This window comes from Candidatus Acididesulfobacter guangdongensis (genome assembly GCA_004195045.1).
Lineage (GTDB): Bacteria > SZUA-79 > SZUA-79 > Acidulodesulfobacterales > Acidulodesulfobacteraceae > Acididesulfobacter > Acididesulfobacter guangdongensis.
The window spans coordinates 236,116-261,281 of sequence record SGBC01000003.1 but is presented as its reverse complement, the minus strand read 5'-3'; the positions used below and the strand labels follow the sequence as shown (position 1 = coordinate 261,281).

Sequence of the window (25,166 nt, the reverse complement as noted above, 5' to 3'; positions counted from 1 at the left end):
CAATGAACGCATAAATAAAATATTCATAAGTACCTTCTGGTATAATGTTTACTACAATTTTAAAAGAATTCACATTGATGCCAATATATAAAATTTATACGGCATACGCTTCAACCTCCAAACGAACCATCTTTACATTAATACCGCCCGATTTGTCTGCCGGATGCTTAATTTTATAAGTTTCCGATATTGCGTCAAGAAAAGTTTCCCTTAACGCCTCCGGCAAGCGGTCGGTAAAAGGAAACCAAGTAGTTCTTAACCAGCCTTTAAAACTTTCTTCGCTTGGATGTTTAATATTTTTTTCAATCAGTTCCAAACGCAGAGGCTTAAAATGATTTTCCGAAAGCCATATCTCATAGTCTTTTATATCGTAAAAATAATACGGCGTAACGAAATTATCGAAATACATGCTCCAATTTTCTTTGCTGCTGACTAATTTTACGGCATTTAAGACTTCGCCTACATTGCCGCGTCCGCCCATCTGGAATAAAATCCTGCCTTTCGGCTCAAGGCATGCACGCACTTTTCCAAGAACGCCGCTATGGTCTTTTACCCAGTGAAGACAAGCGTTGGAAAAAGCAATATCGAATTTTTCAGAGAAGTTAATAGCGCATGCATCTATTTGATAAAATGTCAGATTTTGAAATTTATCGTTTGGAAATTCTTTTGATGCAAAATTTATTAAATTTTCTGATGCATCTATACCGACTACTTCTCCATTTTTTAAAATTTTCGATAATTTTGCGGTTATCTTTCCGTCTCCGCAGCCTATATCAAGCAATGATTCATTGCCTGTTAAAGAAAGTTTTTCAATAAGCTCTTCGCCTAATTGCAGCTGGCATTGAGAATTTTTTGCGTAATCTTCTGCATTCCAATTATCTTTCATTTTGATACCTCCTATTTTATTTAAATAGTGAAATAATGAAATTATTATAACTCTATAAAATATATAACCGCTTAATCTGCTTGAATATCAATTAACTATGAACTTAACCACAAAAAAAATATAGGAGCGTATAATTATAAAAATTAGAAACAAAATAAAAACTATAGACTTGAATATATTATAAAATTTGGATTATAATGAATCAAATGAATAATTTTTATAATTAAAATGATTATTTACTCATGACATTAACTCAATTGAATGTTTTAAAAACTCTCGTAGAATCACAAAATTTCACAAAAACGGCAGAAGCTCTTTATATAACGCAGTCCGCCGTGAGCCATTCCGTAGCATCGCTTGAGAACGAACTTGAAATAAAATTGGTTAAAAGCGACAAAAAGACCGTTTCCCTTACCGAAGCAGGCGAAAAAGTTTATAATCATGCCAAGGATATCTTGACCCGAATAGACCGGTTAAAAGAAGATATATCTGCATTAAAAAATCTGCAGGTCGGCAGTCTTAAAATAGGCTGTTTTCAAAGTGTTTCAATAAGAATTTTGCCCGGAATTTTAAAAGAATTCAAACGCAAATATCCGGGAATTGAGGTTTCATGGTTTGAAGGAACGGATTTGGAAGTAACGGATTGGCTGTTAAAAGGCGCAGTAGATTTAGGTTTTGTAGTGCTTCCGGCAGAAGGACTTGAATCAGTTGAACTCTTAGAAGACAAAATATTCGCAGTTTTTAACGAAAAACATCCGTTATGCTGCAGAAAAAGCATAAGTATAAAAGAACTTGTAAGCGAACCGCTTTTAACTTTCAAAGGGTCAAGCTGCGGAATGCTGGTAACATCTAATTTAATGAATTCTGCAAAGAAAACGGATGAAATTAAAAATATAGAAGCGCGCAACATAGGCACTATTATTGAAATGGTCAGGGAAGGTATCGGAGCCGCCGTTATTCCCAATCTTGCAATCCCGCTTAATTACAGCGGAATATGTTCCGTTCCTATAAAACCTGAAATAAAAAGAAAAATTGCGTTAGCGGCACAATCTTTAGACAACCTTTCTTTATCGGCAAAGGCTTTTATAGAAATCGCCGAAAAATTCGTAGAGAAATTTAAAGCTATGCGTGAGTTTGAAAATTATAATAAGGAAGGGGAATCAATAACTTCATAAAAAAAAATATATTTATAATAGCTGGGGCAAACGGAAGCGAAAAGACCACTGTTATTAATGTTTTCAATAAAAACAAAGGGCTCGCCTTCGTCAACGCCGACGAAATTGCAAAAGCCTTAAGTCCATCCGATTTAAATAAAAAAAGGATAGAAGCCGGAAAGATTTTCTTAAAAAATATTTACGATTATCTTTCCAAAAGCATTAGTTTTATGATAACTTATAAACAAGGTAAATTATAACAAAAAAGTGTCTTAATCTACTCCAACAATATGGGGGTTAGACCAGTATGTGTGGAGGATTTTGTGTCATAATTTCCTATTTTTTACCTTATTTTACCATTTTTAAGAAGAATGTCAAGGAATAGAATATTGCTAAGAAAGGCTTAAATCGCTTATTTAGTGCTGTTTTGAATGGAGCGGGAAACGGGACTTGAACCCGCGACCCTCACCTTGGCAAGGTGATGCTCTACCACTGAGCTATTCCCGCAAATTGGTAAGTAAATTGAACAGCAAAAAAACACATCAATAATATTAACGGCTACACCAAACTATCTACATGGTCTATTATACATAAACAAATACAACATTGTAACAGTGTGTTAACTTCAATAGTGCCAAAATCTATATTTAATTTATAAGAACGAAGTCAATAAAGTTCCTAATATTCAAAAATATCAGCACTGCATCTAATAATTTAACACAGCCAATATTACTCTATTTAATATATTTAAATATATTTCTTATAGAATGTCAATTGTAAAATTTAACTAATATTGTAAAATTTAAAAATTTAAAAAATATTGTCTAATATATATTGACTATTTTAATTTTATTGCCTCAATAATTTTATCATTATTTATAATTTTATTAAGATATTTTTATTTTACAATGCTTAAATTAAATCTGTTAAAATCACAGCCATCTTCGTTATATGGGCTATATGACATTATATGATATATAATACTTAATCACAATATAATCGAATTATTTAATTTTATTATATTATTATATTATTATTTTATTATATTTTCTATAATATTCTCAAGCTTTTTATAATATCTATATCTTGTTTATGCTCACTGTCATTTCCTGGGGTTTCAACAACCATAGGCGTGTTGTCGAACCTTTTATCGTTTATAATAAATTTAAATGTATCTGTGCCTATAAAACCTTTTCCGATACCGGCATGTCTGTCAATTTTAGAACTTAAATCTTTCATGGAATCATTCAGATGAAATGCGCTTAGCCTGTTAAGTCCAATCAATCTACTGAATGTTTCCATAAAATTATTATAGCCGTCTTCGCTTCTTATATCGTATCCTGCCGCAAATATATGACATGTATCTATACAAACTTTCATTCTATCGCTGTCTATAATGCCAATCATATCCCTTATATGCTCCAATTTATAACCGATTGCAGCACCCTGCCCTGCCGTTGTTTCTATTGTCAACGATACATCGCCGCCATATAACGCATTTGTTTCTTCTATTATTTTTTTTAAATTAAAAGAAATTTTTTTAACTGTTTCATCTTCGGTTAAATTTTTGTTAGAACCGGGATGAAATATAAGCTGATTAATACCGAGAATATGGCATCGCTTTATTTCTTCAATGAAAAGATTATATGACTTTCGTTCTACATTTTCATCTGTACTTCCTAAATTAATAAGATACGATATATGGGATATAGGCGTTATCTCCAGTTTATTAATACAATTTTTGAAATTTGCCGCAACGTCCTCCTTCAAATCTTTAAAATCCCACCTTACTTGATTTTTTGTAAATATCTGAATAGCATTTGAACCTGTCTGCACAGCGTGAACACACGAATTTTCTAAACCGCCTGCAATTGAAACGTGGGCACCTATTAGCATATTGATCTATTCTCATGTTTATTGGCGATCTGTTCCATAAAATAATTGGCTAATTCTTGAATACCTTCATTTGTTTTACACGAGATTTCAAATATTTTCAGTTTATTATTTATTGACAATGCATTTTCTTTAATTTTTTTTATGTTGGAATCCAGTACATTTAATAAATCAATTTTATTAATAATCATAATATCAGATTTATAAAATGCTGCAGGGTATTTTAACGGTTTATCGTCTCCTTCCGTAATTGACAAAACTACAATTTTAAAATCTTCGCCAAGATTAAAAGAAGTCGGACATACCAAATTGCCAACATTTTCTATAAATAAAATATCTGAATTAATTAAATCAAAATTTGAACTTACAAGTGCTTTATCTATCATTTTAGCATCAAGATGGCATGTGCCTTTTGTTACAATTTGGTAAGAAGGAATGCCTAACGCATCTATTCTTTTTTTATCTAAATCTGTTTCCACGTCACCCTCTATAACACAAACTCTAACGTTTGAATCTTTTAAAAATGGCACAATGCGTTCTATCATGGATGTCTTGCCTGAACCTGGAGAGCTTAATAAATTCACAACAAATATTTTACTTGCTTCAAATTTTGATTTATTAGATTTTGCAATATTTTCATTGGCTTCTAATGCATTTTTTTGAATTGAAATTTTTTTATGTTCAGGATACAATTTTTCAATCTCCGTTAATATTATTTAAGAATATAATAATACAATAATATAATAATATTTGATATTATCATTATTTTTTATTTCATTATTTATATTTATATTAAAATTCATATATAATTAATCCGCTATTATTTCATTAACTTTAATATCATCAGTCTCATTATAATCACAATTCAAAATAACTTCAGAAAACCTATCATCGCCTAAATTTTGAAAAGCAAATTCAAGATAATTTTTATCAATCCCTGAATAATTACCAATCGTTAAATTAATCGCATTAACGATTCTAATATCTTCTAAATAATTATTTTTTTCAAGCATTTCAATTACTTCTAATGCTATTGATAGTTCATGCATATAGACTGTATTATCATATCCAATGAATATTTTAGGAATATTTTAGGAATATTTTAATAAATAAATAGTAAATAAAAAAGTTAAATAAATAAATAATTAAATAAAAATTAAACATAAAAAAAAAATTAAAATCGTTATTTTTATACAATATTCAGAAAAAAAATTATATTAAATCAAATTTTGTAATTATAATATACCATTTTTTTTATTTTTTTGCATTTATTGTATAAATAAAAGCGTGTTTTATAATAATTTCAAAAATTTAGTATATTTGACTTTTATTTATATAGTTATATAATTTTTGTTATGCCGATTGAGATAAGCGATAAGTATAACGGAGTTATTTTTAGTATGCTATAAACATTCTATACTATACATTATATATTATAATTTTTATCGGTTATTATTAATTATTAGCCATTTATTATTGATTATTCATTATTGGTCATTAATTATTAGTCATTGATTATTTATTATTGGTCATTAATTATTAGTCATTGATTATTCATTATTGGTCATTTTTTATTAATTATTTCATATTCATTTTGGTTATTCATGATTTATTATCGATTAATTATTATTGATTGTTGATTGAAATATAGCACATTTATATCTAAATTTAGGAGGAATTAGCAATGGGAAAGAGTAATGAAAAAAATAACGGTGCTAAAGAAAAGAAAATAAAAATTACTAATAAGTCTTGTTCTGACGAATATTCTGAAAAATATGATGATAAAACCGATAAGACAATTTTTAAATGGGATCCTCTGAGAAATATTTCGGACAACCCGGATGAAGCTTTAAATATAGTAGATTCCCGCCTAACCAATCTTGAAAAAGAATATTTTAAAAGTCAAAAAGATATTGATGAAAATTTTAACAATGTATTTTCTGCGAGCAGCGTCTCACGAAGAGAATTCATTCAGTGGACCGCCCTTCTCACTTCAGCGCTTATGCTTCCTACGATTTTTGCGCCCAGGGTTGCAAGAGCGGCAAATATTTTAACGAGAACGCCCTTTATATGGCTCGACATGAGCGATTGCATGGGAAATACGGAAGCTTTTCTGAGAACTGCTCACCCTACTCCTGCAGAAATTATATTGAATTATGTCAGCGTCGATTACATGGAATCCATAATGGTGCCTGCGGGCTATCAGGCTGAAGCCAGAAGAGATGAAACTGTAAAAAAATATAAAGGTAAATATATTCTTGTCGTCGAAGGTGCAATTCCTACCGGTATGAACGGCAAATTTCTTACAATAGGCGCTAAAGGTAAAACGGGACTTGAAATTACTAAGTCAACCGCAAAAAATGCAGGCGTTATTGTTGCCGTCGGGAACTGTGCTTCTTACGGCGGCATTCCGGCGGCATACCCTAACCCCACAGGTTCAGTCGGACTAAGTTCCGTTACAAACAGGCAGGTTATTAATATACCCGCATGCCCTGCTAATCCTGTAAATCTAGTCGGCACATTAGTCGAATACATCTTGGTCGGGAAAGCGCCAATGCTTGACAGCTTAGGAAGACCGCTCTGGGCTTATTCAGGAAGACTGCATGACAACTGTTACAGAAGGGGTCATTTTGAAGCCGGCGAATATGTAAAACAATGGGGCGATGACGGAGCAAAAAAACAATACTGCCTTTATATGATGGGTTGCAAAGGTCCTTTTACATGGAATAACTGCACTGTTGCTCAATATAATCAGGATATGAGTTTTCCGATGAGAGCCGGACACGGCTGCATTGGATGTTCAGAACCGGCTTTTTGGGACAGAATGACGCCTTTTGAAAAACCAAATTTAGATGCTAAAATATTTATACCCGGCGTTGAGGCAACAGCCGATGAATTCGGCGTCGCATTATTTGGCGCTGCCGGCGTAGGAATGGCTGCCCACGCAATATACACAGGAGTCAAAAGAAGAAAGAATAATAAAGAAAAAGATGGAAAGCGGAACAAAGAAAAAGAAAAAGGGGGAAACAACGGCAAAGACAATGACAGCAACGAAAACAAAAAATAAATAATAAAGACAAAAAAATAATGAAATCGAAACTATAATCTATAATGAGGAACTTATATGTCTAAACGAATAATAGTTGACCCGATTACAAGAATAGAAGGTCATTTAAGAATTGAAGTAGAAATGAACGGAGATACAATAAGCGATGCATATTCTTCGGCAACACTGTTCAGGGGAATTGAACTGATACTTCAGGGCAGAGCTCCTGAAGACGCAGGTCTATTCGCTCAAAGAATTTGCGGAGTCTGCACATATACTCATTATGAAACTGCAACATGGGCAATAGAAAACGCCCTCGGCATTCATCCTCCAAAGAATGCGAGATTGGCTAGAAATATTTTAAAAGGTGCTCAATTTGTTCAGGATCATATGATTCATTTTTATCAATTAGCAGGATTTGACTGGGTTGATATCGTTTCTGCTCTTGATGCCGACCCTAAAAAAGCAATGGATTTAGCTTATGCATACACCGATAATCCTTATAATGCAAGTTTGGCAAGATTCGAAGATGTTAAAAAACGTTTAAAATCATTTGTTTCATCTGGTCAGCTCGGACCTTTTGCCAATGGGTACTGGGGAAATGCGGCATATAAATTACCGCCTGAAGGAAATCTTTTAATAGCGTCGCATTATTTAGACAATCTTGATGTTTTAAGAATTCCTGCTCAGATAATAGCGATTTTGGGCTCTAAAGACCCGCATTCCCAAACTATAGTCGTGGGCGGAATTTCGGTAGTTGCAGATTTACTAAACCCGCAAAGAATGGACGATATACTTTTCAGAACGCGTAAAATAACAGATTTTATTAATAACGCATATATTCCAGACATTCTGCTTGCCGCTAAATACTACAAAGAAGAGGCAATTGCAGGCATAGGCGGAGGACTAAAAAATTATCTGGCATACGGCGGTTTTCCTCAGACTGATGATGAAGACCCGAATAATTTTTATTTAGACAGAGGAGTGATTTTTAATAGAGATTTATCAAAAGTTCACGATGTAAATGAAAAAAATATAACTGAATTTGTCACGCATTCATGGTATAAATATCCTGATGAAAAAGTCGGTTTAAATCCTACCGTCGGTATTACAGATCCTGAATATACAGGCTTAAAGAAAGACGGCAGCGTTCAGGAAAAAGGTAAATACAGTTGGTTAAAAGCACCGAGATATGAAAATAAACCTATGGAAGTCGGTCCGCTTGCCAGAACTCTTGTTGCTTATGCTAAAGGCAATAAACAAATAAAATCATTAGTCGATTATGTACTGAAAACTTCCGATATGCCGGTAAGCGCCCTCTTTTCAACATTAGGCAGAACAGCTGCAAGGGCTATTGAAGCAAAATATTTAGCAGATGCTCTTGAACCATGGACTATGGAATTAATAAAAAATATGGCTATAGATCAGACTACTTGGACAAATTATGAAATGCCCGATAAAGAAATCATCGGCATTGGTCTCGATGCTGCTCCAAGAGGCGCAGTGGGACACTGGGTAAGCATAAAAAATAAGATGATTAATCATTATCAAATTGTTGTTCCGTCAACATGGAACGGGTCGCCAAGAGATGCGTTCAATCAAAGAGGCGCTTATGAAGAATCTTTGATAGGAGTAAAACTTGCTAATTTATCTCAACCTTTAGAAATTTTAAGGACGGTTCATTCGTTTGACCCATGCATAGCATGCGGAGTTCATATAATTGACCCTAAGACTAAAGAAGTAAAAAAATATAAGATAAGATAATATACAAGGGATAATACAAGTTAATAAAAATAATTGTAGCTATTAATTGTTGTTAGTTAATAAAAATAATTGAGGATATTGTTATGGGAAATATAAACAGTTCTGGAGACGATTCAGATTTAAAAGTTGTTCATAGAATGACCGTAATTAAAAGAATTATACACTGGACGCTTTTTCTATCTATAATAAATCAAATAATCACAGGCATGTACATAGCATATCCTTTTCTGATATTCGGCAAAACCCCGACGCAGGCGGATTCTCCCATAAGCGGCGTACTAAATTCCGGAGAAACTTATCAGGCATTTATAATGACGTGGATGCGTGAATTCCATTTTATAGGTGCGGTGCTGATCGATGTGTCATTTTTTGCGTGGGTTTATCTAGCCTTTTTTTCTACAAAAGAACCTTTATACAAAAGTTTTTTGCCTTTCGGAAATAAAATTAATGAAATGTACAAGATGATTAAGCATTATTTTACCTTGAAAAATAAACCGAAAACCGGCAAATATCAAGATCCTCTTAATGCAATTATATTTACCTTTTTTCATCTCCTGCTTTTATTGCAAATGGCGACCGGTTTTCAAATGTATGTTGCTTCTTTTACCGGAACATCTGCGGTAGGCGCATGGTGGCCGGCTATGCTTCACATTTGTACGGACTGGACGCTATGGGTCTTTGGCGGATTAACAGGAGTAACGTTAACACATTTATTTATAACATGGTTAATCATAATATTTATATTCTATCATATTTATATAGAAGTGTGGCGTTCTATTGTATGGAAAGAAGGTGATATATTGATTCCGTTTGGCGGTTATAAATATTCAAGGGATAACTTAAAAGAAGATGACGCAGACTAATATGTTAGCGACAACGCAACATTACTTTAAAAAAAATTATGCAACAGAAAATATAAACATATAAAAATATCAAAGAATAAAAATGGAGAAAAATATAATAGCGGGATATATTTATTACAGTCTTAAAGAAAATAGTTCTTACGATGAGAATTTAAAAAGAGAAGACTATAATAATTATAGCGAGTTTTTTGAAAATTGCGGATCGCTTGTCTTTTCCGGCGCTCGTGTCGATATTGAAGAATATGCTCTATATAGAAAATTTAAGGCTCAAAAAATTTATTACTGTTTTAAAACAGGAGAAATATTAAAAACTAATTTTTTTAACTCATCAAGAGAAGATATCCTTGATATTTCAGGGATAGGTGATTTAAACGATAAGGTAAAATTTGCTCCTTGCGTTATAAAAAAAAGTTGAATTGCAGATGTATATTAACATGAAGCATAAAGTATGATAAATATAATTCAAATTAAATTTTATATAATTTAACAATACAATTTAACTTAAATTTTATATAATTCATTGATATAATTCAAATTAAATTTTATATAATTCAACTTTAAATTAATACAAATAATACAAAAAGTTAAATGGTAGGAGTCATCGGAATAGGGAATATTTTGCTGCAGGACGAAGGGTTTGGCGTCCATGTAATAAATTTTCTGAATAAAAATTATTCATTTAATTCTGCTGAAGTTCAGCTGATAGACGGCAGCACAATGGGATACGGGTTGTTTGATACAATATTGAATCTGGAAACTGCAATAATTATAGATGCGCTTAAAACCGATGATAAGCCGGGCAGCATTTACAAATTTCATGATGGTGACCTGCCTGCAAATCTTATGAAAAAAACGGCACATGAGGTAGAATTTATAGATGTTATAACTATGTGCGGTCTTACCGGATTTACCCCAAAATTAATATTTTTTGCGGTTGTGCCTCAAAACTGCGATAATGTATCTATGGAGCTGACGGAGCCTTTAAAACTTTGCATTCCGTCGGTCGCAGATGATATTTTAAAAGAACTCGGGTTGTTTAATATTACTCCGCTGCGGAATAAACAATAGCTGATTCAATAGCTGATTTGCTGTCGCATACAGTTTAGCGCGTGTTCTAATTTTTTTCACCTAAACCTAACGGAAAAATATTGTACGTATTTGAAGGCATACAGTTTACTGCGTGTTCTAATCTTTTCCAAACACATCATTGTCATAATCATCATTATTATTATTAATATCATTCAAAATATTTACTTTTATGTGAAAAAAGTATATTTTTATCGTGTTCTAATTTATTCTGACTATTTTATTAATCTGCTTATATGATGCCGCCATAGAAAGCTTGACCTAATGAAATGCCTCCGTCATTTATCGGAACTTTTTGGTTTATAAAAACAGACAGCCCCCTTTTTTTTAATTCATAATATAATTTACCTGTAAGCATGCTATTCTGAAACACTCCGCCAGATAAGCAAATATATTTTTTTTTGGTTGGTAATGATACGTCTATAATGATTGAAACCAAAGTATTTATAAATTTGTAAGCTATAGTATTTAAATTTGCGTTACTATTGCTAATACTATCATTGCTGTCAGCATTGTTGTTGTTATTGCTGTTGCCATTGCTATCACTATTGTTGTTGCCATTGCGATAGGTATTAGTATTATTGTTATTATTATATGATTCAAAAATATTTTTATTTGATTTTTTTTTTAATTCAATCAGTTCATCAAAAATGTTTAAAATTATAGGACTCCAATCAATTATAAAATTAGCAGTATCTGTATTTTTAATATTAATTTTATCAGTAAGTGTATCATTAGCATAGACGATGTTATAATTATACTTATAATTGTACTTATTATAATTGTACTTCTTATAGTTATATTTATAATTATCTTGATACCCGCCGCTTTTTTTATTTTTAGTATATTCATTTTCTAAAAATTCGCCTGTTTCGCCTGAATCAGAAACCGATAAATACTTCGAATACTCCGATACCGGCTCTAATGACGATAACGCTAAATTTTCTAAATATATAGCAGCCTCCCCTTCATATGTAATTTTCCCTTTAAAACCGCACATACATGCTACGGCATCAAATAACCTTCCTACAGATGAAGTTTCAGGAGAATTAATATCATTTTTCCATATATGATATAATTTGCGAATTTCTTCTGAAGCAAAACCTGTAATCTCTTCAATTATTGCCTTTTTAATATTATCATTATTGCCGTACATATCAATAATTTTTTCGCCTAATATTTCAAATATAAGGCTTAAAAAAATTCTTTGCGGCTGTTTAATAGCCATTTCGCTTCCTATGAGTTTAAATTTTTTAAAATTTCCGATATGTTCAAGATTTAAATAATTACCCTCAAAAAACTCCCCTCCCCATATTGTCCGGTCTTCTCCGTAACCTGTTCCGTCCCATGAAATTCCGAGAATATCTTGTTTTAAAGATAATAAATTTTCTGCCATACAAGAAATTATATGCGCTTTATGATGCTGAAGTTTGATATGCGCAATGCCAAATTTCTTAGCAAATCCTTCTGCAAATTTCGTACTTTCATATCCCGGATGCATATCGCTGACGATAGCATCAGGTTTTAAATCATAAAATTTTATTGTTTCTTTAATACATTCGCAAAAGTAATCGTATGAATTTATATTTGTTAAATCCCCTATATGCGGACTTAAAATAATTTTATCATCGTCTTTTATGCCGTAAGCAAACGTATTCTTTAAATTTGAACCGACTGCAATTATATTTCTTTTTAGTCTGCATGGAACATTAATTGCAGCAGGAACAAATCCGCGAGAGCGCCTTACTGTTATATTTAATATATTTAATTTGTCATCTGTAATACTGTTGTTATTATCGTTATTATTGTTATTATAGTTATTACCGTTATTATAGTTATTATTGTTATTATTTTTATTATAGTTATTATTTTTATTATTGTTATTATTTTTATTATAGTTATTACCGTAGCCATAATTATTGACGGCAACTATTTTGATGACTGAATCATCGCATTTTCGGTATATCTGTCTTTTGTGAATCAATAGACCGTCTACAGACGAGCCCAATTTTAACAAGGCTTCATCATCATCTGATATTATCGGTTCATCTGAAATATTTCCAGATGTTGCTATTATGGGTATATTTACAATTGAAAAAATTATATGCTGAATAGGGGTATAAGGCAAAAATGCGCCTATAGCGGTAAGGGTGCAATTTATATTTTTTGCAAGACCTCCGTGATATTTAAGCAGCACAATCGGTCTTTCTTTTGAGTTTAATAAATTAATTTCATATTCAGTGGCCTCAGCATATTTTAAGACCTCTGAAATGTTTTTGAACATAACTGCAAACGGTTTTTCAGGGCGATTTTTTATTATCCTTAATCTATTCACCGCATTCTCGTTTGCGGCATCGCACATTATATGAAACCCCCCGATACCTTTAACGGCGACTATACCGCCTTTTTTTATCAGGGTTGCAACTTTATTAAAAATATCGTTATAATATTGTTTGCCGTTTTTATCGATAAATCCAATTTCCGGTCCGCAATTAAAACACGCATTGGGTTGAGCATGAAATCTTCTGTTGGAAGGGTCTGCGTATTCATCTTGACATTCATTGCACATTTCAAACTGATTCATTGTAGTATTAGCTCTGTCATACGGCAATTTTTTTGTTATAGTAAATCTAGGTCCGCAATCTGTGCAATTTATAAAAGGGTATAGAAATCTCCTGTCTGCAGGGTTTAAAAGTTCCGATATACAATTATCGCATGTAGCAACATCGGGCGAAACAGCTGCTTTTCTGCGTTGAACTGTCTTTTGAATATTAGGTTTCAGATATGTTCCGCAAGACGACTCATTATTGCAATGATTCATATCCAAATTTAAATATACGCCTGAACCTGCAACTTTATTTTTATCTCTATCTTCATAAGTATCTGCATTTACTGCATCATCTATACCATTCGTTGATTCAAGTATTGAAAAATTATTAAATCCCGAAGGCTCTTCATAAATATAATCAATGTCATAAATTACCGCCAGCGAAGGTTTTTTGACATAAATATCGTTAATAAAATCGTTTAATTTCTTCTCATCTGCTTCAGCTTCTATTTTGACACCGGAAATATTATTAATTACATATCCGTTTATAGAATACTTTTGAGAAAGCCTATATATAAAAGGCCTAAATCCGACACCCTGGACAATTCCAGTTATATTTATTACTACCCGTTTAATCATTTAATTTAACCCAACTTCACCACTTTCATTATTCTAAAATTATAACCTATTGATATTATTAGATTTTATTTTTTATTTTGTAGTCCCCATAGACATTTTTATTGCCCCATAAATATAGCAATATCAATCTGTTGCTGATAATTATGGTGAAGTTGGGTTAATAAAAATTAAAAAATATTAAAATTAAAACTTTTCGTTTTATATTATACCCTGTTCAGATATAACATGAAAAATATAGAATATAAAATATAAAATATAATGCGTCAGATATACATATAAATACAATGCGTCAGGAATATATATCAAGAAATATATACAATAATGCTGTAAATCGTAAAATAGAATTGACCCTTTTCGTCATTTAAAATTGACCCCTCTTTAAAGCTAAATTCATTAATAACTGACAATTAGATTATTAGATTGTTAGATTATTATATTATTGATAATCAAAATCTTTTTATTTTTATTATTATTTCAACAGATACGCGGAAGAAGCTCTCCCGATGGAACATCCAAGAATCTTGAGATTCCATAGATATTTTTAATAATAACTTTTTTACTGAAATTGCGATAAGCACGACCTATTATTTGCGATTTTTCCCCTAACGGATTAGATATGAGAACTTTTAGCAGCTTTTCAGCATCGTTATTGCTTACTGCAAAAACAACCCTGCCTTCACATGCAAATTGATAGGGCTCTAATCCTATGAATTCACAAAATCCTCTGACATTATCCTTAACAGGTATTGTTTCCTCATCTATAAAAATATTGACATTAGAGCTTTCAGCCCATTCATTAAGAACTGCTGCTAATCCTCCTCTTGTAGCGTCCCTTATTGCCTTAACATTAAATCCATTTTTCAAAACATCATCTATCATACTCCACAAACTTGTACAATCGCTTTTTATTCCGGTGTCGATATCTATCCCTTCCCTTAAAGACATTATAGCGGCTCCGTGGTCGCCGATTTCTCCCGAAACTATTATAACATCGCCGTTATCAATATTAGAGGCAGATAAATTTTCATAAATTACTTCGCCTATCCCTGATGTATTTATAAAAATACCGTCTACCTTGCCTTTTGGTACAACTTTTGTATCTCCGGTGACAATTTTAGCGCCGGACATTTTCAATTCATCTTTTATAGATAAAATAATTTTTTCCAGATCGCTTATTAAAAACCCCTCTTCTATAATTAAACTTAAACTTAAAAATAGCGGCTTCGCACCCATAACGGATAAATCGTTTACCGTTCCGGCAACAGACAACTTACCTATATCACCTCCATTAAAAAATAAAGGTGTAACAGTAAAACTATCTGTTGTAAAGGCAATTTTTTTTGAACCGTTTGACGATATAATAGCAGCATCTTCCATTTTCAGTAATATATCGTTTGAAATGTGCTTAAATAATATATCTTTTATTAATTCAGATGTTTCTTTTCCGCCGCCGCCGTGTGAAATAAGAATTTTCTCAAAATTATTATTGTTCATTATTATTATTGAATCATTATTATTTATTATTGTTGTTTATTGCTATTGTTGTTGTCCATTATTGTTTATTATTGTTGTTTATTGCTATTGTTGTTGTTCATTATTGTTTATTATTGTTGTTTATTGCTATTGTTGTTGTTCATTATTGTTTATTATTGTTGTTTATTGCTATTGTTGTTGTTCATTATTATTATTTATTATTATGATTATTGTTTATTATATTATTATTGTTGTTGTTTATTACTATTATTATTTAATTATTATCGAATCATTATTTTTATTTAATATAGGAGATTCATATTTACTGTTTAATGCGGTTCGTATAATTTATATATCGGCTGATCCTAATCTGATATAATAAATAATATATAACACCTGATATAGATATCTGATATAGTATATAACTATAATAACTTTAATAAATATTATAATAAATACAATAGGCAAATACCCATTGATTAGAAATCATCAAAATATTTAAAATAAGCAGCGCACGCTCCTTCATGCGACACCATACACGCTCCTATAGGATTATCCGGGGTGCATAATTTTTTGAAAAGCGGACATTCATTAGGTTTGAGTTTGCCTTTTAATATATCGCCACATTTGCAAACTTGATTCTCAACTACTTTATTGTTAGCAAGATTATCAAAAATATAATCCCTAAATAAACTTTCTGCATCAATATCTTTAAATTCTTCTTTTAATTTTAAGGCACTTTTAGGAATATAGCCTAATCCTCTCCATTCAAAACTATCTCTGATTTCAAAATATTTATTAACAAGTTCCTGAGCTTTTTTATTGCCATTTTGTTTAACAGCGCGCGTATATCCTATTTCAATTTTCGAAAATCTTCTATTTATTTGTTTTGCAATCATTAATACAGACATGAGAATATCAAACGGTTCAAATCCAGAAACTACAACAGGTTTTTTATATTTAACAGCAATATTGTTATATATTTCGACACCCGTTATAACACTGACATGACCTGGGCCCACAAAACCGTCTATTTCGGAATCGCATAAATCGAGAATTGCTTCAATAGGCGGAGGTACTAAAACATGGTTTATATAAAAATAAATATTTTTAATGCCGTGCGCTTTAATCTGTTCTATTAAAGCTGCCGTCATAGGAGCTGTTGTTTCAAATCCTATAGCGTAAAAAATTATTTTTTTATTTTTATTTTCTTGAGCTAATTTAATAATATCTAAAGGCGAATAGACCATTCTTATATCTGCGCCGTTTCCCCTTTCTTTAATAAGCGAACTTTTGCTGCCTGGAACACGCATCATATCGCCATACGTTGTTAATATGACGTTTTCTAATCTACTCAAGTATATTGCAATATCAATTCTGGAGACAGGCATCACACAGACCGGACATCCGGGTCCGTGTATAAAATCTACGCTGCGGCTAAGCATTTTATTAAGGCCGTATTTCATAATAGAATGTGTATGTCCGCCGCACACTTCCATTATTTTAAATTTTCTGTTATAACTGCCTACCTCTTCGTCTATAAGTGAAACCAATTTTAATACGTTTTCTTTTTCTTTAAAATCGTTATAAATATCAAACATAGTAAAAAGTGAAAATTTAACAATAGTATTCAGTAACGTCTTAATTTAGATTAATTATTTTACTGAATTTAATTTTATTTTATTTTTATGTAATTTTATGTAATTCCATTCTATCTGTATAATTTTATCTCATTGTATTCTATGCTATTTTATCTTAAATAAAAAAACACTTGACATTTGTATGCTATTTACTATAAATTATAGAATATATTTACTAAATTTTATTAAATATACTTGCTGTTATTTATATAGTATTTTATTTATTATATTATATATATTTTAATAATTATATCATCTATCATTATTATTTATCATTATTATTATAGATATATTATTAAATTAAATAAAGTAAATAAAGTAAATAAAGTAAATAAAGTATAATATCTCATTTTTGTTTTAAGATTGCGGATATAATATAATTGATTTTTGCTTAGCGGTATTTATAATGTAAGTTAAGTTAGTGTTGCCAATATATTTTATCTGCACTTCGTTTATGGGGCTGTAACTCAGTTGGCAGAGTGCTTGCATGGCATGCAAGATGTCGTCGGTTCGACTCCGATCAGCTCCACCAGTTAAAACCGCAGTAAATAAGCACTTTCAAGCAATATACTTTCTCTTGACAATATCCTTGAAAATGGTAAAATAAGGTCAAATTTAGTAAAATATTGTCCCAAATTTGTCCCATTTTTAAGGAGAGTAAAAATGTCAGAGAATATCAGGCTGCGCGGTAAATATTACTATTACGATATGATGATTGACGGCGTCCGATACAAAGGAACGACCAAAACGACCGATAAAAACCTTGCCGAAAAGATAGCCAGCACGATAAAGAGCGATATACTCAGGCAAAAGCATGACTTGCCGACAGTCGTTAATTACGCCAACAATTATACTTTTCAGGATTTATGGGAACAATACTTAAAATCGCAAGCGGTAAGCATAGAAACGGTAAAATTAAGGCAACACGTTGCAAAGCACTTTTTGCCGGTATTTACAGACAAGTCTATAAAAATTATAACGACGGATTTCATAGAAACCTATCAGCTAAAGCGTAAAATTGAAACAATGTCATTACCAAAAAACAAAGACAAAAGGGACTCGGAAATATCATACCGGCTTATCAATATTGAAATTGCTACATTATACAATTTCTTTGCTTTCTGCATTAAAAAAGGTTATCTTGAAAAGAACCCCGCAACCGGCATTAAAAAACTTAACGAATTATCCCGCCTTAAAACTTTATCCGACTCTGATATCGACAAGCTCATCGCCGGCGCTACTAATAAACTTACAAGAGATTTAATAACCTTTTTAATTTACACCGGTTGTCGTAAAGGCGAAGCATTAAACTTAAAATGGGACAATGTTGATCTTCAAAATAACATTATCGCAATTAAAGCTACTAAAACTAAATACGACAGATATATTCCTATATCAAAGCCCTTAAAAGAGCTTTTAACCGGCATTGAAAAGAAAGACGACTGTTCGTATGTCTTTAACAAAAATGGAGTTAAAATCGGCAATTTTAGAAAGTCTTTTATAACCGCCTGCAAAAACGCCGGAATTAAAGATATGCATATCCACGATTTAAGGCACGTATTCGCAAGTAAAATGGTAAAGAACGGGACGAGCCTTTATATTACGGGGGAGCTGTTAGGACACCGGACAACCCAGATGACGAAAAGGTATAGCCATTTAGTGCCGGAGACCTTGAAAAAAGCCGTTGACGACGTTTGGGGGAAGAAATAATTGGTGTTTTTATATTGCCTTGCATTTAATTAGTTTTTTAAAAAATACTCTTTCGTTATTATAGCAATGACTTCCACCAAAAGGGCATTTACCTTTCTATTTTTATAAGAATGTGCTTTCGGTTCGGTCTTAGCTAAAATTTTTCTGTCTTTATCAATTTTTATTCCTTTGAAGGGATAGTGTGGTCTAACAATTTTTTATTTCAATTTTTTTATATCGCAATATAATGTTTTCAAATGTTCATCAGACATATCTAAAATTGGTTCATACATAAATGAATTAAAATGAATATTTTCTGGGGTCATAAGGATCACTCGTTCTAGTATTTTGATATTCTCTTGTTCAGTGCGAAATTTAACCTTAAATCTCTCAAAAAGCTTCCTCGTTTGATTTTCTGCTGCTTCGCTTTTGCCATTTATCTTGTCTAACATAAACTTTTCTGCTCTTAGCCTGATGGCAATAGCGAGAACAACTTTATTTTCTAAATTTATACTTTCAGGCGCTATTAAACAGGCATCTGATATATTAAAAATAAGTTCTGTAATATTTTCGCTCTCATTTGTCAAAATTAACTTAGTTGACTTTAGATTAGGAAAGACATTACGGTAAATATTTTTCAGATCACTTTTAAGAACGGAGTCAGAATCTGATTTAGCGTGTAGCAGTGATGTTAATTTCAAATAATCAGGATCAGCATCGCCTTTAGTGTATTCAATAAGATTTCTTACAAACGGAATTGACGCTATAAGTTTTTTATCATCATCTAAATGCTCCATCCAGTGTTTAAATGGATTTTTTATATACTCTGCTTTTGTAATTTTTATTTCTTCAGCCGTCTTTTCAACCATTAAACAATTATCATATGGAACAAACCTGCTTTGAACAGTCCTGAAAAAGTCAAAATTATGGGTCAGAATTATCTGCTTAAAATTTGTTTCTTCTGAAATGTCTTTCAAATATTCAATGATTGCATATTTGTTTTTATAATCGAAAGAATCTGCTATATCATCAACAATAAATAGTGTCTCCAGATTTCCATCCTTTCTTGCTCTAACTTCAAAAATTATATTTAAAATATATAAAGCTCGCTTCTCTCCGTTACTTAATACTTGGAGTAGCTCTGATTTCTCTATGGAAGTTTCACTGATTGAGTCTTTAAATACGAAGCCAATACTGGGGACATCTCTTTTTAAAATAACATCATCCTGATTTCTCATAGTAAGCATAAATGGGACAAAAAACCTTTTATTAAAGATATCTATTACACTTCTCCATTGCGTTTCCTCTATTTTAGCTTGTTCTATTATCTTATCTAACCCACTTTTTCCATCGTTATACACTTTCAAGAAATTCTCATATAGGCTTTTTTGGCTTTTGAAATATGATACCCACAATTTTTGCCTGAAGTTATCAAGATTTTTTAACTCTGGCAGAATTTTAAGGTTATTTAATAAATAATCTCTAAAGTCGCGTAGCTCTTTATTTGCTTTTAGTTTGCCGTCTAACTCATCAAAAACTTTCACTAAATCAGGGTTAGTTAAAATGGCGGTTTTTTCTTCATCTATGACTTTTTCAAGTTCTTCTTTGGTGTGAATTTCGTTCTTACTTTCTTTTGTATTTAAAGAAACTGAATGCTTTGCTTCAAAAAATCCATTATCCATTAGACTTTTTGCGATAGCTGACGCATTATTATGATTAAAAACACCTTTTTTAAAATATTTTGAATCAATAATTAATTCATCATATTTTTCAATATACCGTTTAATTTTTTCTTTAAAATCCTTAGTGTTTAAAAAATTTAAAACCTTTTCATTAAAAATTTCTTTATAACTAATCTCAGAATATATAGGCTCTGAATAGTCCATAACTTCTTTTTCTACTCTTCCGAGAGAATCAAACAGTCTATTGTCTTCACTTGTAAAAGTTTTAGAAATTTCTTTCTCTATATTGTTCCTAAGTCCTGATAAATTTTTTAATTCTCTCAGCAACCTTTCTTTTTCTTCGTCAATTCCTAAATAAATTTTGTCATATTTATTTTTCAATTCCTTATTTACTAAAAGAGTGGACATTTTTTCTGATGTAAACGCCTCATTATATGCTTCTATAACAAAAATTTCCTCTTTAACCAAATCGCTTCCATCTTCTTTCTTGATTTCACGAATTGTTTCTCTTTCAGGAAATACTATATCCTCTGAATTTGATCCGAAACTCAAGTCTTGGAACGTTTTTGCAAATGAAGTTTTCATGACCCCGTTTGGAGCATAAATTGCGTATGTATTGTGATGCGATGTGTTGTCACCCGAAAAATCAAATTCTTTTTCTAACTTCTTAATTCCATAGCAATTTTTTAGTTTTAGCTGTATTTTTTCCATAACATTACTTTACTGCGCATTGCGTTTAATCGAACACTAGTTTAATTTTTAATTAAAAACAATTCAAAACGGTAATATCCTAACTTAAATAATTACCGTTGTTTTTTTATATAACAAAGGCAATTTGTCTTGTCTCATCCTGAATTTAGTTCCGTGATTATGTCCCGTACGGGCATCGAAATCTACTAAAACGTTCGCATTTTCGATTTGGTTTAAAAATCCTTCAAAATTGAATTTTTCTAACATCATAACCTTTGAATACCAATAAAACTCTTTTTTCTTATCAGTTTTAACTTCCGCTTGCACATAAAAACAATTTAGTAGTTTAGTTCCTGCTTTATGTTCTAAATCATCAAAACCCCAATATGGTTGCGGTTCTAATTCTTCTAATCCAATCCTATCCTCTACCGATTTTAACCATTCGGAATGTCTTGCATCAACGGCTTTTGAATCAAAAGAAATTAAAACTTTTCTTTCCTTCCTGTCAATAACAACCATAAAACCGCGATCGCTTCGAGATAGCCCATGGATAGTCTGCCGAAAACTCATTTCGCCCTCAGGATATTTTTTGCCAGATTCTCCATGCGCCCAACCGTATTTTGGCAATAAAATTTGAGGAACAAAACGAATTGCACGCGGTGAAGGTTCAATATGAAACAAAGTGGTTAAGGATGATGAGTTAATGCGTTGAGATTTTAATTCCCATTCCGCCGCATTCGGTATAGGCAAATTGTTTTCTTTAATACCAAGCAAGTCTTCTAACGTATTGCCGATTCCGCCGTGATTACCTTTTCTGGCATTCTGGATCCATCCCGATGCAGAAATTTCTTTTAATTTTTCGATTAATTTCGGCTTTGTATAAATTATAGGTTCAATCATAATTAAATAATAATTTTCCTTGTCGCAGATATGATTTAATTCGTTCTTCGGCCATATTGCAGTATTCGGGGGAATTATCAATCCCTATATAGTTCCTATCAAAATTTATTGCCGAAATTGCGGTCGTTCCCGAACCCATAAAAGGATCCAAGATAGTTTTTGCGTTAGTCGATGAAACTATCCTGTCAATTAGACTAATAGGAAAAGCGGCAGGGTGATAGTTTTTCATTTCTTGAGTGAATTCCCAGACATCGCCATAAGCATTTGCTTTTTTAGATAGTTTGAATTTAGGCTTAGCTATTAAATAAATAACTTCATAAGTCGGCAAGAAATAACCGGGGTTAAAATTAAATCCCCCTTTTCTTTTCCAGATAATAATTTGCCGGACTGGAAAGCCGCTAACTATATCTTGTCTATCCTGTAAAAGTCCGGCTTGCACCCGCCATTTATGATTATAAAAAATCGCGCCGTCTTCGGATAATATTCTCATCATCTGCGTTAGACAATTTCTTTGCCATTTTACGTATTTATCGTGAGGCATACAGTCGTCATGGTGCGAATATCCTTTTTGCAGGGCAGCATTTGCCCATTTTCCGGTTTTGCTATTTTTCATACCGTTGCCGGTAGAGTTCTTTAAATTATAAGGCGGTGATGTAATAACTAAATCAATGGACTTATCGGGGATTTGTTTCATTACATCGATAGTATCTCCGCATATAATCTTATTTATAAAATCCGTCGGGAATTCCATATTTTTATAAAATTTAAAAATATTTAATATTAAAAACATAAGATGAAGAATCCTGATATATTTTTAATATTATACCAATTGTCGGCAATTATGCAAGGATTTATATATTATTTCCAAAAGAATGTTATCTGTTTTATAGAGGATACATCAGGGAATAGAACGGCTAAGATGACATATAAACGACATATTTTTCTGCGCGTATTGAAAAAGCATGTCGTTTTCAGCAGAAAAATATGTCGTTTATGGGTATAGCTATTTAGTGCCGGAGACGCTGAAAAAAGCCGTTGACGATGTTTGGGGCAAGAAATAAAAAGGTTAATGGTTTTTATACCTGTTTGTCTTTTTCCGAGCCTTAAATCGCATTATACAAAGCATTTTTTACGGTTCTACTAATATAATCGTCAATATGTCCACTTTTTCTGCTTTCAAGTTTAGGACTGAATAATTTAATAGCATTAATTACATCGTCTGGTTTAAAACCTTTTCTCAAAGCATATCGTGCCGCCTTAAAATCCAAAGCCGATAAATCTCCGTCTTTATTTCCACTTTTATAGACCTTTTCAATATATGCGCCGCACCCCGAAACAAGCGTTTTTCTTTCTCCCAGCTTAGCGGGGGGCGTGGTTATATGCTTTTTAGGCAACAATTCGATAAAACCGTTATCTATGCCGGTTAAAATTCTTTCGACGTAGGATTCGCCTTTAGTGCATGTATTGCCGGTTCCAGCATAGAGTTTTACGAACGGGAATAGTCCGTTCTTGCTGTATTTCTGCTTTCGGTTTGTAAATCCCGCCAATCTAAAAAAATGACCAATATCCGCAGAGTTTGGATCGGCGTTGTATGTTTCAGCAAGCTGTTTGCTTGCAAAAGTTTGTATATCCTTATCAAGCGGGCTATCCGATAACTTTATAATAGCCTGAAAATTATCAGGACTTGTCTGTAAAAAATAAAACGGTTCAAAACCGTCCGTGAATAATTTATCTATAGCCGGCTTTTTAATATCATCAAGTAATATATACACGCCCCCCGCCTTACAGGCGGAGAGAAAGACGTTATAGCCGTTTGCGTTTAAATATTTAAGATATTTTAAAGATTTTTCATATTCGGATAAGTTAATATCATTAAGAATTTTAACATCGCCGGTCGAGAAGTTTTTCATTTTAATAATAAACCGCGTTTCCGGCGGATACAAATTTAGTTGTTGAGTTGATTTTTCCATTTTCATAAGATTTTTTTTCTCCGCCTTTGTATTTGGGGGGTGTGACAATACTATTTTTGCCGTACCTTCTATTTAATCCTTATACTTTATTCTACTTTTGATTTAATACTTTATAGGCATTGGCAAGGTGTTGAATTTACTACTGAATCTGGCGCCGAAAGCAAGTTTTATAATGCCTTTAGGCAAGTTTTATAATGTAATTAATGTCTATAGGCAAGTTTTATAATGTCTATAGGCAAGTTTTATAATGTAATTAAGAATAAAAGTCTTCAAAATATCCCCCGTATGCTTTTCTTTTCAGCCATTCTCCGATAAATTCCGTCCAATCCTTTTGCGTTAAATTTTTATAGTCACTTTTTCTTACGGCCCAATTTTCCATTTTCTTGATTTCTTCGTAGATGTTGATTTCTTTGTATTCTTCTTGGTAGCGCTTAATTAGGTTATCAGAGATAGCGAATCTTTTATTTTTTGCGTCAAATAATATTTTTTTAACATCGCTTCTAATTTTGGATTGTTTTCTTACTATATTGAATACAAGTTTTACAACCTTTTTGGATTGTTTTATTAATCCAATTTCTTCTATTTCTAAATCGGTTCCGGTCATATTTATTTTATTTAAAATCATCTGGTTAATTTCTTTAAATTTTTTATTTTCGATACTTAAAAGTTTTTTAAATTCATCTATTCCGACGCGCCAGCGGAAATTTAAATTTCCGCCCAATACCGACGTAAAAATTTCATATAATCTAATATTGTATTTGCTGTTCATTTGAATTATGTGATTTACAGGATATGCTGTGAAATTTTTACGTAAATTTAATAATAAGGGGTCAAGTTCTGGATTTAGACTTATTTCGACAATGCCCTTTTTACAGCTTGCTTTCGTAAACCAGCTATAAATCGTCCAGCAGTCTTCTTCTATGGTCTCTATAGGTTTGGAAAGAATTGCTTTAAATTCTTTGTTTAAATAATTTGAATTTTCTTTGCCGACGCCTATAATATTAAGAAATTTTTTAGCTGGCAGTCGTAAAGGTTTAAATGATATGTCGTCTTTAAAAATAAATCCAAGACATACGAGAATAATTTTCATTTGAACTAAGCTTAAATTGCATTTGGTAAAAACTAATTTGTTGTCTTTTTTAACAAGCAAGTTTTTGTTATCTTCTCTGATGTAATCTAATCCGTCGAATTCGTTTCTTTTTTCTTCTCCTATCAGATTTATTATTTTCATTTTTTAGCAACC

Annotated in this window: 19 protein-coding genes and 2 tRNA genes; 8 read left to right on the top strand and 13 right to left on the bottom strand. The window is 31.8% G+C overall.

The features are described 5' to 3' along the window. Positions 1–94: 94 nt before the first annotated feature. Positions 95–886, bottom strand: a complete 792-nt coding sequence (locus EVJ46_07560; GenBank protein ID RZD16040.1) for a methyltransferase domain-containing protein — start codon at positions 884–886, stop codon at positions 95–97. 242 nt (positions 887–1,128) lie between these two features. On the opposite strand from EVJ46_07560, the gene EVJ46_07555 reads away from it, so the two are divergent. Beyond that, positions 1,129–2,061: a LysR family transcriptional regulator gene (locus EVJ46_07555; protein ID RZD16039.1), complete on the top strand. Its 933-nt coding sequence runs from the start codon at positions 1,129–1,131 to the stop codon at positions 2,059–2,061. A 411-nt stretch (positions 2,062–2,472) separates the two neighbouring features. Here the strand turns inward: EVJ46_07555 and EVJ46_07550 are convergent. The 4 genes from EVJ46_07550 to EVJ46_07535 all read right to left on the bottom strand — a co-directional run bounded on the left by EVJ46_07550 (position 2,473) and on the right by EVJ46_07535 (position 4,982). Continuing rightward, positions 2,473–2,547, bottom strand: a tRNA-Gly gene (locus EVJ46_07550). A gap of 543 nt (positions 2,548–3,090) precedes the next feature. Beyond that, positions 3,091–3,936 (bottom strand): deoxyribonuclease IV, encoded by an 846-nt coding sequence (locus EVJ46_07545; GenBank protein RZD16038.1) that lies wholly within the window; start codon positions 3,934–3,936, stop codon positions 3,091–3,093. Then, complete coding sequence (gene hypB / locus EVJ46_07540; GenBank protein RZD16237.1) at positions 3,930–4,604, bottom strand: hydrogenase accessory protein HypB; 675 nt, start codon at positions 4,602–4,604, stop codon at positions 3,930–3,932. Before hypB ends, EVJ46_07545 begins: the two co-directional genes overlap by 7 nt. Positions 4,605–4,742: 138 nt before the next feature. After that, on the bottom strand, positions 4,743–4,982 hold the full coding sequence (locus EVJ46_07535) for a hypothetical protein (GenBank protein RZD16037.1): 240 nt from the start codon (positions 4,980–4,982) through the stop codon (positions 4,743–4,745). A 635-nt stretch (positions 4,983–5,617) separates the two neighbouring features. Between EVJ46_07535 and EVJ46_07530 the strand changes: the two genes are divergently transcribed. The 5 genes from EVJ46_07530 to EVJ46_07510 all read left to right on the top strand — a co-directional run bounded on the left by EVJ46_07530 (position 5,618) and on the right by EVJ46_07510 (position 10,674). Further along, on the top strand, positions 5,618–7,000 hold the full coding sequence (locus EVJ46_07530; GenBank protein ID RZD16036.1) for a hydrogenase: 1,383 nt from the start codon (positions 5,618–5,620) through the stop codon (positions 6,998–7,000). Positions 7,001–7,057: 57 nt separating this feature from the next. Beyond that, a complete protein-coding gene (locus tag EVJ46_07525) occupies positions 7,058–8,743 on the top strand; it encodes a nickel-dependent hydrogenase large subunit (GenBank protein RZD16035.1) in 1,686 nt (561 codons plus the stop codon). Between the two features lie 83 nt (positions 8,744–8,826). Next, positions 8,827–9,606 carry a Ni/Fe hydrogenase gene (locus EVJ46_07520; GenBank protein ID RZD16034.1) on the top strand — a complete coding sequence of 260 codons (780 nt, stop codon included), beginning with the start codon at positions 8,827–8,829 and terminating at the stop codon, positions 9,604–9,606. Positions 9,607–9,688: 82 nt separating this feature from the next. Then, on the top strand, positions 9,689–10,021 hold the full coding sequence (locus EVJ46_07515) for a hypothetical protein (protein RZD16033.1): 333 nt from the start codon (positions 9,689–9,691) through the stop codon (positions 10,019–10,021). Positions 10,022–10,194: 173 nt separating this feature from the next. Then, positions 10,195–10,674 (top strand): hydrogenase maturation protease, encoded by a 480-nt coding sequence (locus EVJ46_07510; GenBank protein ID RZD16032.1) that lies wholly within the window; start codon positions 10,195–10,197, stop codon positions 10,672–10,674. Positions 10,675–10,924: 250 nt separating this feature from the next. On the opposite strand, the gene EVJ46_07505 is transcribed toward EVJ46_07510, so the two are convergent. The 3 genes from EVJ46_07505 to hypD all read right to left on the bottom strand — a co-directional run bounded on the left by EVJ46_07505 (position 10,925) and on the right by hypD (position 16,953). Continuing rightward, entirely contained in the window at positions 10,925–13,879 is a 2,955-nt protein-coding gene (locus EVJ46_07505; protein RZD16031.1) for a carbamoyltransferase HypF, read from the bottom strand. Positions 13,880–14,353: 474 nt separating this feature from the next. Further along, positions 14,354–15,373 (bottom strand): hydrogenase expression/formation protein HypE, encoded by a 1,020-nt coding sequence (gene hypE / locus EVJ46_07500; protein RZD16030.1) that lies wholly within the window; start codon positions 15,371–15,373, stop codon positions 14,354–14,356. Positions 15,374–15,831: 458 nt separating this feature from the next. Then, entirely contained in the window at positions 15,832–16,953 is a 1,122-nt protein-coding gene (gene hypD, locus EVJ46_07495; protein RZD16029.1) for a hydrogenase formation protein HypD, read from the bottom strand. Positions 16,954–17,448: 495 nt separating this feature from the next. On the opposite strand from hypD, the gene EVJ46_07490 reads away from it, so the two are divergent. Then, a tRNA-Ala gene (locus tag EVJ46_07490) sits at positions 17,449–17,524 on the top strand. Between the two features lie 131 nt (positions 17,525–17,655). After that, positions 17,656–18,702 (top strand): site-specific integrase, encoded by a 1,047-nt coding sequence (locus EVJ46_07485; GenBank protein ID RZD16028.1) that lies wholly within the window; start codon positions 17,656–17,658, stop codon positions 18,700–18,702. Between the two features lie 197 nt (positions 18,703–18,899). Here EVJ46_07485 and EVJ46_07480 read toward each other — a convergent pair whose 3' ends face one another. The 5 genes from EVJ46_07480 to EVJ46_07460 all read right to left on the bottom strand — a co-directional run bounded on the left by EVJ46_07480 (position 18,900) and on the right by EVJ46_07460 (position 25,154). Then, positions 18,900–21,074 carry a hypothetical protein gene (locus EVJ46_07480; protein RZD16027.1) on the bottom strand — a complete coding sequence of 725 codons (2,175 nt, stop codon included), beginning with the start codon at positions 21,072–21,074 and terminating at the stop codon, positions 18,900–18,902. Between the two features lie 84 nt (positions 21,075–21,158). Continuing rightward, the gene (locus tag EVJ46_07475) at positions 21,159–21,953 is read right to left on the bottom strand and encodes an MvaI/BcnI restriction endonuclease family protein (protein RZD16026.1); all 795 of its coding nucleotides are present in this window, start codon (positions 21,951–21,953) and stop codon (positions 21,159–21,161) included. Beyond that, entirely contained in the window at positions 21,946–22,704 is a 759-nt protein-coding gene (locus EVJ46_07470; protein RZD16236.1) for a site-specific DNA-methyltransferase, read from the bottom strand. The genes EVJ46_07475 and EVJ46_07470 overlap by 8 nt, the downstream gene beginning before the upstream one ends. A 352-nt stretch (positions 22,705–23,056) precedes the next feature. Further along, on the bottom strand, positions 23,057–23,929 hold the full coding sequence (locus EVJ46_07465) for a hypothetical protein (protein RZD16025.1): 873 nt from the start codon (positions 23,927–23,929) through the stop codon (positions 23,057–23,059). Positions 23,930–24,176: 247 nt separating this feature from the next. Next, on the bottom strand, positions 24,177–25,154 hold the full coding sequence (locus EVJ46_07460) for a RepB family plasmid replication initiator protein (protein RZD16024.1): 978 nt from the start codon (positions 25,152–25,154) through the stop codon (positions 24,177–24,179). Between the last annotated feature and the right edge of the window lie 12 nt (positions 25,155–25,166).